This window comes from Bacillus sp. SRL337 (genome assembly GCF_984799155.1).
Window position 1 is genome coordinate 1,381,820 of the sequence record NZ_OZ481793.1, and the last position, 12,357, is coordinate 1,394,176.

General features: G+C 39.9%; 11 protein-coding genes and 1 other annotated feature. Of the genes, 9 read left to right on the forward strand and 2 right to left on the reverse strand.

What is annotated here, in order from left to right; all coding sequences use genetic code 11:
• Positions 1–151 precede the first annotated feature (151 nt).
• Both trpS and AC4E8A_RS06755 read right to left on the reverse strand, forming a co-directional pair.
• The gene (trpS, locus tag AC4E8A_RS06750) at positions 152–1,141 is read right to left on the reverse strand and encodes a tryptophan--tRNA ligase (RefSeq protein ID WP_490197552.1); all 990 of its coding nucleotides are present in this window, start codon (positions 1,139–1,141) and stop codon (positions 152–154) included.
• A gap of 78 nt (positions 1,142–1,219) precedes the next feature.
• Positions 1,220–1,447, reverse strand: a binding site (T-box leader).
• A 39-nt stretch (positions 1,448–1,486) separates the two neighbouring features.
• Positions 1,487–1,861, reverse strand: a complete 375-nt coding sequence (locus tag AC4E8A_RS06755; protein WP_490197553.1) for a DUF3899 domain-containing protein — start codon at positions 1,859–1,861, stop codon at positions 1,487–1,489.
• Positions 1,862–2,343: 482 nt separating this feature from the next.
• Here AC4E8A_RS06755 and AC4E8A_RS06760 point away from each other — a divergent pair, with 482 nt between their 5' ends.
• From AC4E8A_RS06760 to mecA, 9 genes are all read left to right on the forward strand, one after another.
• Positions 2,344–4,026 carry a peptide ABC transporter substrate-binding protein gene (locus tag AC4E8A_RS06760; RefSeq protein ID WP_490197554.1) on the forward strand — a complete coding sequence of 561 codons (1,683 nt, stop codon included), beginning with the start codon at positions 2,344–2,346 and terminating at the stop codon, positions 4,024–4,026.
• A gap of 180 nt (positions 4,027–4,206) precedes the next feature.
• Entirely contained in the window at positions 4,207–5,136 is a 930-nt protein-coding gene (gene opp3b, locus AC4E8A_RS06765; protein WP_490197555.1) for an oligopeptide ABC transporter permease, read from the forward strand.
• Positions 5,136–6,158: an oligopeptide ABC transporter permease gene (gene opp3C / locus AC4E8A_RS06770; protein ID WP_490197556.1), complete on the forward strand. Its 1,023-nt coding sequence runs from the start codon at positions 5,136–5,138 to the stop codon at positions 6,156–6,158. The genes opp3b and opp3C overlap by 1 nt, the downstream gene beginning before the upstream one ends.
• A 17-nt stretch (positions 6,159–6,175) precedes the next feature.
• Positions 6,176–7,246 carry an ABC transporter ATP-binding protein gene (locus AC4E8A_RS06775; protein WP_490197557.1) on the forward strand — a complete coding sequence of 357 codons (1,071 nt, stop codon included), beginning with the start codon at positions 6,176–6,178 and terminating at the stop codon, positions 7,244–7,246.
• On the forward strand, positions 7,246–8,181 hold the full coding sequence (locus AC4E8A_RS06780) for an ABC transporter ATP-binding protein (RefSeq protein ID WP_490197558.1): 936 nt from the start codon (positions 7,246–7,248) through the stop codon (positions 8,179–8,181). The genes AC4E8A_RS06775 and AC4E8A_RS06780 overlap by 1 nt, the downstream gene beginning before the upstream one ends.
• Positions 8,182–8,413: 232 nt before the next feature.
• Positions 8,414–9,595: a putative glycoside hydrolase gene (locus AC4E8A_RS06785; RefSeq protein WP_490198793.1), complete on the forward strand. Its 1,182-nt coding sequence runs from the start codon at positions 8,414–8,416 to the stop codon at positions 9,593–9,595.
• Between the two features lie 320 nt (positions 9,596–9,915).
• Positions 9,916–10,488, forward strand: a complete 573-nt coding sequence (locus AC4E8A_RS06790; RefSeq protein ID WP_490197559.1) for a GNAT family N-acetyltransferase — start codon at positions 9,916–9,918, stop codon at positions 10,486–10,488.
• A 327-nt stretch (positions 10,489–10,815) separates the two neighbouring features.
• Complete coding sequence (gene spxA / locus AC4E8A_RS06795; RefSeq protein ID WP_113930503.1) at positions 10,816–11,211, forward strand: transcriptional regulator SpxA; 396 nt, start codon at positions 10,816–10,818, stop codon at positions 11,209–11,211.
• Between the two features lie 442 nt (positions 11,212–11,653).
• Positions 11,654–12,322: an adaptor protein MecA gene (gene mecA, locus AC4E8A_RS06800; RefSeq protein WP_490197560.1), complete on the forward strand. Its 669-nt coding sequence runs from the start codon at positions 11,654–11,656 to the stop codon at positions 12,320–12,322.
• Positions 12,323–12,357 lie beyond the last annotated feature (35 nt).

A 12,357-nucleotide genomic window follows, 5' to 3' on the forward strand; every position in this document is an offset into this window, starting at 1 on the left:
AAAAGAAAGAGGAATTCAGAGACAAAAGGGCGTCTAAGATGGTTCTGAATCTACGAAGGCGGGACCTTAATCCAACATGAAAAATATATCGCAACCCGATTCTGAATTTAAATGAAAAAGCAGCCTCAAGGCTGCTTTTCCATTTCCGATATTATCTTCTCTTCCGTCCAAGCCCCATAGCCCTTTCCATTTTCATCAGCATTTTATTTGCTGTGAAGTTCGCTTTCTCAGCGCCTTTATCCAAAATTTCATCCAATTCTTCAGAATCAATCAGTTCATTGTATCGTTCTTGGATAGGGGCCAATGCATCAATCACTACCTCTGCGAGATCTCCCTTGAAATCCCCGTAGCCTTTTCCTTCATAATCCTTCTCCAGGTCTTCGATGCTCTTGCCGGACAGGATTGAATAGATAGAAAGCAGGTTTGAGACCCCTGGTTTACCTTCCTTATCATATTTTACAATCCCATCAGAGTCAGTAACAGCACTTTTGATTTTCTTTTCAATTTGTTTAGGAGTATCCAGGAGTGTAATAAAAGCTTTCTGGTTTGGGTCCGATTTACTCATTTTCTTAAGTGGATCCTGAAGGGACATGACTCTGGCCCCAACTTTAGGAATCCGGACTTCCGGTACGGTGAAAATATCATTATATTTCTTATTGAACCTCTCAGCTAAATCCCTTGTCAGTTCAAGGTGCTGCTTCTGGTCTTCACCAACCGGGACAAGGTTCGTCTTATATAGAAGAATATCAGCGGCCATTAACGGCGGGTAGGTCAACAATCCTGCAGAAACGGCTTCTTTTCCATGAGACTTGTCCTTAAATTGAGTCATCCGTTCAAGTTCCCCGATGTAAGCTACACACTGGAGCATCCATCCAGCTTGCGCGTGGGCGGGTACTTCGGATTGAATGAATAGTGTGGACTTATCCGGATCAATCCCGCTTGCGACATAAAGAGCTGCAAGGCTCTTTATGTTTTTTCGTAATTCCGCCTTGTCCTGCGGTACCGTAATCGCATGTTGATCAACAACACAGAAATAACAGTTATAGTCCTCCTGAAGTTCAGTGAATTGCTTCAATGCCCCGATGTAGTTTCCCAAAGTTATTGTACCGCTTGGTTGAATTCCGCTAAATATTGTCTGCATTTCTTTTCCTCCAATTAACTAGTATCGTTTCAACGACTAAGTATTAACATAAAAAAACCATCCAGCCCTAATAATAGTGATAGGGACGAATGGTTTACTCCGCGGTGCCACCCTAAGTTGCCCCGAAAGGCCTCTTGGTCCATGAAAGCATGGAGCCCGTATACCGGCGGGCTGCCGTCACAAGCTACTGTTATTCGCAAGTGAAGCTCGAAAGTCCATTCCATACAGACGGCTGTTTGTTTACACCTGCCACAAACTCTCTGAAAAAACCTGTTTGTATGTACTACTCTTTGTCATCGCAAAATCAGTATTCGAATTGATTATAAAAGAATATAGAAGCTCAAATCAAGTATAGAAGAGATAAGATACAAGTAAATCAAAAGCTACAGCAATTCCTCCGCTTAACAGAAAGGGAACCGTCGTCGAAAAACTGTTATCCTTATTATATTCTTCATGGGCTTCCTTTGTCTCATCCATATCATCAAATTGAGAAATGTACTTTCCTTCCTTCGTGCTTTTCCGAAAACGCTTGAAAGCATATTGGATTCCATTGAAAAATCCTGATTCAACCACTTTCATCAGACCGCCTATCACCAGCAGCCCCATTCCTAATAGGAAAGAGATATTGATGATCCCGAGCCACAATCCATAATCATAAAACAATGACAAGGCAGCAGAAAGCAAATATATAATTAGTACTGCAAAAAAAACTTTTTTCAATCGATTTCACCAACATTATTTTTTTTTAAGTATATCGAACCTTAACAGTCATAATCAAGGTGTTTTAAATATATATACAAGTAGTCTTGCGGCTTTTGTTTTCTTTGAATTCTGACAATTATACATAGTAGAAGAGGGAATGGAACTTTTTGAAAACAAAGAAAGATAAGGATCCAAGAAATATACATTCACTTTAATGAATAAAAATTAACCAACTCTTGAAAAAACATAAAAAACCGCTTATGTAAATTTTGGTATTTTATGCTCCCAACGTCACTTTTGTAAAGATTGTAACAAATAAATTATAGGATAAATGAGCGTGAACCCTTGAGGTGTAAGGGTTTTTGGATAGATGTGATAATTTTGCAAAAAAACTGTTAAATTCATATTGCAATAATTTCTGTATGTTGTATAATAGAAAACGAATCTTCTGACAAATCGGAAGATAAATAAATATGAAATACGAGGAGGTCAATTTCAAGATGAAGAAAAAGTTTTCACTTCTTCTGGTGCTATTATTGGCACTAACTACATTCCTTGCTGCTTGCGGCGGAAACAATGGCAACTCTGCCAACGGCAACTCCAACACTAACTCCGGAAACAACGGCGGCGGTGAAGGTGAAGAACAGCAAGAAGAAAGACCGCAAGTACTTAACCTGATTGAAAGTTCAGAGATTCCGTCAATGGACTCTTCTCTAGCGACTGACCAGGTATCATTCATCGTAATGAACCAGGTGTATGAAGGTCTTTATCGTTTAGGTGAAAACGATGAAGCAGTTCTAGGTGTGGCTGCTGAAGAACCTACTGTATCTGAAGACGGCAAGACTTACACTTTCAAAATCCGTGAAGATGCTGTTTGGTCCAATGGTGATCCTGTAACAGCAAATGACTTCGTGTATTCTTGGAAGAGAACGTTGAATCCTGACACTGCCGCTGAATATGCTTATATCATGTATGACATCAAAAACGCTCAAAAAGTTAACGCTGGTGAACTTCCTGTTGACGAACTTGGTGTTAAAGCTGTCGACGAAAAAACGTTTGAAGTTCAACTTGAAACTCAAGTTCCTTACTTCAAAGCATTACTATCTTTCGCAACTTTCTACCCGCAAAATGAAAAATTCATCACTGAGCAAGGCGATCAATATGGTCTTGAAGCAAACACATCTGTTTACAATGGTCCGTTCGTTCTTAGCGAGTGGAAGCATGAGCAAAGCTTCCAGGTTAAGAAAAACCCTGACTATTGGGAAGCTGATGTAGTGAAATTAGAAGAAATCAACTGGAATATCGTTAAAGATACTGCAACTGGAGTTAACCTGTATGAAACTGACAAAGCTGACACTGTAGGATTATCAGCTGAGTTCGTTGACCAATACAAAGGTACCGAGGACTTCAAAACTCGTGAAAAGACTTCTGTATACTTCCTTCGCCTTAACCAAAAGAATGAAGTATTGTCTAACGTAAATGCTCGTAAAGCAATCGATATGGCTTGGGATAAAGAAGGTATGGTACAAGTACTTCTTAACAATGGTTCTATGCCTGCGTACTACCTAGTACCAAAGAATTTCGTATTCGGTCCAGACGGAGCTGACTACCGTGAGACAAACGGAAACTTCAATGAAACTGATGTTGAAGCAGCTAAAGAAGCATGGGCTAAAGCTAAAGAAGAAGTAGGGTTCGAAGATGTATCTCTTGAACTATTGAACTACGACTCTGAAAGCTCTAAGAAAGTCGGTGAGTACCTGAAAGAACAGCTTGAATCTAACCTTGAAGGTCTTACTGTAACAATCTCTCAACAACCATTTAAGCAAAAGCTAGACCTAGAAACTAAAGGTGAATATGACTTCTCATTCGCAGGTTGGGGTCCAGACTATCCAGATCCAATGACATTCGTTGATATGTTCGTTACTGACGGTGCTCATAACCAAATGGCCTACTCTAACCCTGAGTATGACAAGTTGGTTGAAGATGCTAAGACTACATTGCTTAGTGATCCAGAAGCTCGTTGGGAAGCATTGTTGAAAGCTGAGCAAATCTTGTTCGAAGATGCAGCAATCAGCCCAATGTACCAAGCTGGTGCATCTTACCTTGAACGTCCATATGTACACGGAATCCTTAAGCATGCTTTCGGTGCTGACTTCACTTACAAATGGGCTTACATTGAGTAACATATAATTGCTCAATGAAACAAACTTTCAAAAGGAGAGTGTATGCATGGGCATACACTCTCCTTTTCCACTGAATCTTGAAAGTAATTGCAATTTAAAAAATAGATTGAAAATTTGTCGAAATAAGATATAATATGTAAAGTAGCCAAAAAATAAAAATAGAAAAAGGGGGGCTAAAGAGTGATCAAATACACTTTAAGAAGACTAGCTTATATGTTTGTAACAATACTCATCATTGCAACAGCCACATTCTTTCTGATGAAGCTCCTTCCGGGGTCGCCACTTACAAACCAAGAAAAGCTTTCACCAGAGCAGCAGCAAATCATCCTAGATAAGTATGGTTTGAATGATCCTCTCCCAGTACAATACGTAACTTACATGACAAACTTAGCGCAAGGTGATTTAGGTTTGTCATTCCAGTACGACAACCGTCCGGTTACACAAATTATCGGTGATCGTATTGGTCCTTCCGCACAACTTGGTTTCCAAGCAATCGTACTAGGAACAATCATTGGTTTAGCATTGGGGATTATAGCAGCTTTACGGCATAATTCCTGGATCGATTACGGTTCAACATTTATAGCGGTATTAGGTATTTCAATCCCATCATTCGTCTTCGCTGGAATGATGCAATATTACATCGGGGTGAAACTTGAGTGGCTACCTGTAGCACTTTGGGGTGAGTTTAAGCACACGATATTGCCGACTCTAGCACTAACCGTAGGGGTAGTAGCAACCATCGCCCGTTTTGCAAGAACAGAAATGCTTGAGGTGTTGGGATCGGATTATATTCTTTTAGCCAAAGCAAAAGGGATTTCTAAAACCGCAACAGTATTCAAGCACGCAGTCAGAAATACACTGATTCCAATTGTAACAATTTTGGGGCCAATGACTGTTGGGATCATGACAGGTACACTTGTAATCGAACAGATTTTTGCTGTCCCTGGTCTTGGTTTCCAGTTTGTCAGCTCTATCAACACGAATGACTATACAGTAATCATGGGTGTAACATTATTCTATAGCGCATTGTTCATCGGTGTGATTTTCCTTGTGGACATTCTTTATGGAATAATCGACCCTCGGATTCGCTTGGCTGGAGGGAAGAAATAATGGAAGTGAACAAAAGAAAAGACCTAGAAAATCTTAATCCTGACCTCTTCCAACCCAAACGGGCAAGTGAGTCAGAATCCGAAGTTATCGGCAGACCCAGCCTCAGCTTCTGGCATGATGCCTGGCTTCGCCTTTTCAAGAACAAAGGAGCAATAGTTGGCCTGGTACTTATGATAATTGTTATCTTAATGGCGATTATTGGGCCAAGTATGAACGAATTTACATTTAAAGAGCAAAATATCCGCCATGCAAAGCTGCCTCCTAAAATTGAAGCGCTTTCCTGGATGCCTTGGTTCGATGGTATAGATCAAAATGGTGTGGATTCCTATGAAACTCGTCAAGTTGAAGAAAATTATTGGTTCGGGACAGATGACCTAGGGCGTGATATTTGGACTAGAACTTGGCAAGGGACAAGAATTTCCTTATATATCGGTGTTCTTGCAGCATTGATTGATCTGATTATCGGTATTGCTTACGGTGGTATTTCCGGATACTACGGCGGCAGAATCGATGACTTCATGCAGCGAATCATTGAGGTTTTAGTTGGAATACCAAACTTAATTGTCGTAATCCTGTTTATCCTTGTATTTGAGCCTGGTTTATTCACCATTACGATGGCAATGGTTATTACCGGATGGACCGGTATGGCCCGGATAGTGCGGGGGCAGATACTTCAGTTGAAAAACCAGGAATTCGTCCTTGCATCTCAAACATTGGGTGCAACCAGCAACCGCTTGATCTGGAAACACCTGCTCCCTAACGTTATGGGCCCTGTTATCATTACGACGATGTTTACAGTGCCCTCTGCCATTTTCATGGAAGCATTCCTGAGCTTCATCGGATTGGGAATTGCAGCACCTCAAGCATCGTTGGGTTCATTGGTTAACGAAGGGTACAGATCAATCCAGTCTTACCCTCACATGATGTTAATTCCGTCTGTGGTTATCTCTCTAATCATTTTAGCGTTTAACCTGCTTGCTGACGGATTGCGTGACGCTCTTGATCCTAAGATGCGTAAATAGTGGAAGGAGTAGAGAAAATGAGTAGAATACTAGATGTAAAAGATTTACAAGTCTCCTTCACGACATACGGGGGAGAAGTAAAAGCTGTACGCGGCGTGGACTTTCATCTTGATAAAGGTGAAACTCTTGCGATAGTTGGAGAGTCAGGTTCCGGTAAGTCTGTAACCACTAAAGCGATTATGAGATTATTGCCGCACCCAGCTGGATTTATCAAAAATGGCGAAATTGGCTTCGAAGGCAAAGACTTATCAAAGTTACCTGAAAGAGAAATGCAGAAGATTCGTGGTAAAGACATTTCAATGATTTTCCAGGATCCTATGACTTCGCTCAATCCGACCATGACAGTCGGCAAGCAAATCATGGAGCCGCTGTTGAAGCATCAGAACATGAGTAAATCGGATGCGAGGAAGCGTACCATCGAACTTTTAAAGCTCGTTGGGCTGCCTAATCCTGAAGGGCGTTTCAAGCAGTATCCTCACCAATTTTCCGGAGGACAAAGACAGCGTGTCGTCATTGCGATTGCACTTGCATGTAATCCGAAGATCCTTATCGCCGATGAGCCGACTACTGCACTTGACGTTACAATTCAGGCTCAAATCCTTGAATTGATGAAGGATCTGCAGAATAAAATTGACACATCCATCATTTTCATTACACATGACCTGGGTGTTGTAGCCAATGTTGCCGACCGTGTTGCTGTCATGTATGGCGGGCAGATTGTAGAATCAGGAACAGTGGATGAAATTTTCTATGATCCAAGACATCCTTATACTTGGGGACTTGTGGCATCCATGCCTACCTTGGATACTGAAACTGGCCAGCAGCTACAAGCAATCCCAGGTACTCCTCCTGATCTGATGAACCCTCCTAAAGGAGATGCGTTCGCACTTAGAAGTGAGTATGCTCTGAAGATTGATTTCGAACAAGAGCCACCGACTTATAAAGTGTCTGATACACACTTCGTCAAATCTTGGTTGCTGCATCCGGATGCTCCTAATGTCGAGCCGCCTGAAGCTGTTAAAGTAAGACAGCGCACAATGCCTTCCAACTATGATGAGCCGGTATTATTTGAGGAGGTTCGTTCATAATGGCTGAAAAATTACTTGAGATAAAAAATTTAAAACAATACTTTAACCCAGGAAAACCAAACATGGTTAAAGCAGTTGATGATATTTCCTTTGATATCTACAAAGGTGAAACGTTAGGCCTTGTTGGTGAGTCCGGATGTGGTAAATCCACTACAGGACGTACCATCATCCGCCTATATGATGCGACTGATGGCCAGGTTTTGTTTGAAGGTGAAGATGTACACGGCAAGAAATCACGGAAAGAACTGAAAAAGTTCAACCGCAAAATGCAGATGATTTTCCAAGATCCATATGCATCATTGAATCCGCGTATGAAGGTTGCAGATTTAATTGCTGAGGGTATCGATATCCACGGCCTTGCAACTTCATCAGAAGCACGCTTGAAAAAAGTTCATGAACTTCTCGAAACCGTTGGATTGAACAAGGAGCATGCAAACCGTTATCCGCATGAATTCTCAGGCGGTCAGCGCCAGCGTATCGGTATTGCACGAGCTCTTGCAGTGGACCCTGAATTCATCATTGCTGATGAGCCAATCTCCGCACTGGATGTTTCGATCCAGGCTCAGGTTGTGAACTTAATGAAAGACCTTCAGCGTGAAAAGGGGTTAACATACCTATTCATCGCCCATGATCTTTCAATGGTTAAATATATCAGTGACCGAATCGGAGTTATGTATTTTGGTAAGCTTGTAGAGCTTGCACCAAGTGATTCATTGTATAAGAACCCGCTTCACCCTTATACGCAGTCACTTCTGTCTGCAATTCCCCTTCCGGATCCTGATTATGAGCGCTCACGTAAGCGTAAGACATATGATCCTGCAGTCCATAACTATACTGAGGACGATCAGCTGGAACTGCGTGAAGTTGCTCCTGGCCACTTTGTATACTGTTCTGAAAAGGAATTTGCCCAATACAAAGCTCAATATAAGCATTAATTTAAATGACCTCGGACTAAGTTCTGAGGTCTTTTTATGTGGATACCCCGGCCATGATCCGCTAAACGTTTGGTAGGTGATTTCCCAGGGAATTTCGACATTCATTAATAAAAAGGTTTTATATATTGCTCATTCATTGGTAAAATAGGGTATATAATATAAAAGTTAGAAAATAGTAAACTATCATTAAAAATGTTAAGAGGAGAGGTTAATTTTGAATTTAAGAAGTGCAATGACAGCGTTGGGTATATCAGTACTCTTTCTCTTGCCATTTAGCAGTGCAAGTGCTGAAGAGAAAGAAGTTGATGCTGTCCAAAAACACTCGTCCATTGAGTTAAATTTACAAGAGAAAACCCTTCCTAAGCAGCTTTCCCGTTTCTTCTACGATTCCGGCCTGGAATTTACATATCCGGATGCTGTCAGAGGAGTTTATGTAACAGGACATTCAGCTGGTGGCAGCCGCTTTGAGAGTCTGATCGACTTAATTGGGAAGACTGATTTGAATTCCATGGTCATCGATATAAAGGATGACTGGGGAAATATTACTTATGAGACTGAAACATCGGGCTATAAAGATATAGGAAAATCCTATATTAAAGACCCTCGGGCAGTTTTGAAGAAAATGGAAGAAAAGCAGATTTATCCTATTGCGCGGATCGTCGTATTTAAAGATTCTGTTTTATCTCAAGCCAAACCTGAACTTTCATACATGGAAGGCAATGAAATATGGAAAAATGGCAGGGGAGAATCCTTTGTTAATCCATTCCTGAAAGGAGTATGGGATTATAATGTAGGGATTGCCATTGAAGCGGCGAAAATGGGATTTCAGGAAATCCAATTTGACTATGTCCGTTTCCCGGAAGGGTTTGAAAAGAGAGACAAGGAATTAAAGTATAGTATGGGTGAGTACGCTGATTTGGAAGAAGATAATGTTCAGAAAAGGGTACATGCTGTAACAGACTTTGTCGCTTATGCAAAAGAACAGCTCGAGCCTTATGGTGTAGATGTATCGGTCGATATCTTTGGGTATACAGCGACATTACCGGAAGCGCCAGGAATTGGCCAGAATTTCTCCAAGATTTCTGAACATGTCGATGTAATCTCTTCCATGATTTATCCAAGTCACTGGACTTCTTATTTCGGGATTTCAAAACCAGATTTGGAGCCATATAAATTGATATCCGAATATGCCAAATTGGAAAACAACAAACTGGCGGAACTAGAGAATCCGCCAACTTCGCGCCCATGGCTGCAGGATTTTACAGCTTCATGGCTGGGATCAGGAAATTATAAGCAATATGGGAAAGCTGAAGTGGAAGCTCAAATTAAAGCCTTGAAAGATCAGGGAATCAATGAATATCTATTGTGGAATGCAGGGAATACCTATACAGAAAATGTGGATTTTACACCTTAATGCCACAATAAACCAGCAGAAAAATCTGCTGGTTTATTTTTCGCATGCTGCTATGAAAGATGAGAGGAGCCAGCCTCTTATCGTTTGACTTTTAATCTCAGTACGTTAAAATTAAATTGGTAATAAAAACCGCTTACATCCACCTATCAAATCCACTTACTGCTTTCGAATCTTCCAGAAAGCAACCGAAATCCCTGAAAATAACAATTAAGGTTCACTTTGCTGTTCAGTTTATTATCGTTAAAAGGTTGGAAATAATAATATGTATATTGAGAATTGGCAACCCAAGTTGACTTAATTGAAAACAAAGGAGTAGATCCATGCATTGGTATGAAAAGTTAAATCAATATTTTCCTGTAGAAGAAATGAAATCCAAAGAACATATGGAAACTTTACTGAAAGAACGAAGTGATATTTATCATAAGGATGAAGACGAATATCATGTGTTGATGTATGCTGAATTGAAAGACTTCATATTCATTGATTATCTGTTTGTTTCTTCAAAAGCAAGGGGACAAGGACTTGGACATAAGCTTATTGAAAAATTGAAGAAAAAGGCGAAGCCGATTATCCTGGAAGTAGAGCCTGTCGATTATGAAGACTCCGACTCAGAAAAGAGGCTGAGGTTCTATAAGAGAGAAGGCTTTGACCATGCTTCCAGTATCGGCTACCGCAGACGGTCTCTGGCTACAAATGAAATCAATGAAATGGAAATCCTGTATTGGGCTCCTGATAACGAATCTGAAGAATTGGTTTATCAGTCTATGATAAAAACCTATGAGCTCATTCACACTTATAAGGATACTAAATTTTACGGGGCATCCTACCAGCCGGCAGAAGAAGTATTGAATATTGATGATGATAAAAACAATGATATCTTAAAAGATATTTGATTGGCAAGAACCTTATTGGAGCATTCAATAAGGTTTTTCCATTTTCACCCTAGGTATAAACAGCATGATTTAAGTAGAAAAAATATGAATTATAGGTTTATACCTTATTTAATCGGGTAAATGTTAATTGAAACAAACAAATTGTTTGACACTGCATACAAAGTTGACAATTTGTTTAAAACTATATTCAATTGTACCTTTTTCATGTATAATACATAAGAGAGATTTCTTCTTTAAATTAATTATTAAATAAGAAAGCTTTGTTAAAAAGAAACCTCTACTTGTAAAAAAATAAGTCTTAATAATATAAGGGAGTGTGAATGGTTCATGGTAACTTTGTTCACTTCACCTAGTTGTACATCCTGCCGTAAGGCGAAAGCTTGGTTAGAAGATCATGAAATCCCATATAAAGAGAGAAATGTATTCTCAGAGCCGTTAAGCATCGACGAGATCAAAGAAATTTTGAGAATGACGGAAGACGGTACGGATGAAATCATCTCCACGCGTTCTAAGACATTCCAAAAGCTGAATGTTGAACTTGATGCTCTTCCCCTACAGAATCTTTTTGAACTGATACAGCAAAATCCTGGTTTGCTTCGCAGACCGATTATTATGGACGAGAAGAGACTTCAAGTAGGATATAATGAAGATGAGATCCGTCGTTTCCTTCCACGTAAAGTGCGTACTTTCCAATTACTTGAAGCGCAGCGAATGGTCAACTAATATAAAATTTTCCCCTTCATGTTCAGGCATGGAGGTTTTTTTATTCACATATTTATAGGTTTTAAAGCATCGTTCATAGGTTAATTTAGTATTATGGGAGAAAAACTAAAAACTTGAATTCTCAGTGAATTTAAGCTAAAATAACCAAAACACTGGAATGTATTTGATTTTTTGCATGGTTGAAAAATAGGCATATTTTTAATTCCATTTCTGTATGTTTTATCATAAAATAGGAGTACAAGGTATAAACTAATTCAACTGCTTTAGATTTACTGAAAGTCTTGTAGGCAAGGTTGTCTAACTGCCAGCATTCATCGCAGTACAGACTGGAAGCTCAGATCTGAGAAGAGAAATTAGTATAAGCAGTCTACATCATTTTTCAGAGCTAATAGCTCAGGGGTGCAGTCCCTTCACCAAATTGAACAGAAGGGAGAGGTGTTTGATGGAGATAGAACGTATAAATGATAATACTGTAAAGTTTTATATTTCATATGGCGATATAGAGGAAAGAGGCTTTGATCGGGAAGAAATCTGGTATAACCGGGAAAGAAGTGAAGAACTTTTTTGGGAGATGATGGATGAAGTCCATCAGGAAGAGAACTTTACGATTGAAGGTCCATTATGGATTCAGGTACAAGCTCTGGACAAAGGTCTCGAGGTCTTAGTGACAAGAGCACAGGTCACTAAGGACGGGCAGAAATTTGAACTGCCGATTCCAGAAGATAAAATGAAAGATCTGCCTGTTGATGAACGAATTGAAGATTTTCTTGATCAACACTTCCAAATGAAACAGGACCAGGAAGATGGAGAAGGATCTCTGGAATTCACGATAAAGTTCAAGGATTTTGAGGATGTTATTTCACTATCGAAGAAAATGGCATCTTCTGTTTATGAGCATCTTTCTACAAAATTGTTTTCTTTTGAAGGGACCTATTACCTTCATATTGAATTTTCAGATGAATACTTTACAGAGGAACAAATTGATAATGTATTGAGCATCATGCTCGAGTACGGAGATGAGTCAAGTTTGACTGTACATCGATTGAGCGAGTATGGGACTTCCATCATGGATGAGGATGTATTCAATACAGTAACAAAGCATTTCAGTTAAATAATATGTCACTCATCGCATTCTCTGCCGGAGGA

Excerpts from the sequence above, each read along its gene's own strand:
- AC4E8A_RS06775 (WP_490197557.1), top strand. The coding sequence starts at position 6,176 with ATGAGTAGAATACTAGATGTAAAAGATTTACAAGTCTCCTTCACGACA.
- spxA (WP_113930503.1), top strand. The coding sequence starts at position 10,816 with ATGGTAACTTTGTTCACTTCACCTAGTTGTACATCCTGCCGTAAGGCG.
- trpS (WP_490197552.1), bottom strand. The coding sequence starts at position 1,141 with ATGCAGACAATATTTAGCGGAATTCAACCAAGCGGTACAATAACTTTG.
- AC4E8A_RS06760 (WP_490197554.1), top strand. The coding sequence starts at position 2,344 with ATGAAGAAAAAGTTTTCACTTCTTCTGGTGCTATTATTGGCACTAACT.
- opp3C (WP_490197556.1), top strand. The coding sequence starts at position 5,136 with ATGGAAGTGAACAAAAGAAAAGACCTAGAAAATCTTAATCCTGACCTC.
- AC4E8A_RS06785 (WP_490198793.1), top strand. The coding sequence starts at position 8,414 with ATGACAGCGTTGGGTATATCAGTACTCTTTCTCTTGCCATTTAGCAGT.
- AC4E8A_RS06790 (WP_490197559.1), top strand. The coding sequence starts at position 9,916 with ATGCATTGGTATGAAAAGTTAAATCAATATTTTCCTGTAGAAGAAATG.
- mecA (WP_490197560.1), top strand. The coding sequence starts at position 11,654 with ATGGAGATAGAACGTATAAATGATAATACTGTAAAGTTTTATATTTCA.
- AC4E8A_RS06780 (WP_490197558.1), top strand. The coding sequence starts at position 7,246 with ATGGCTGAAAAATTACTTGAGATAAAAAATTTAAAACAATACTTTAAC.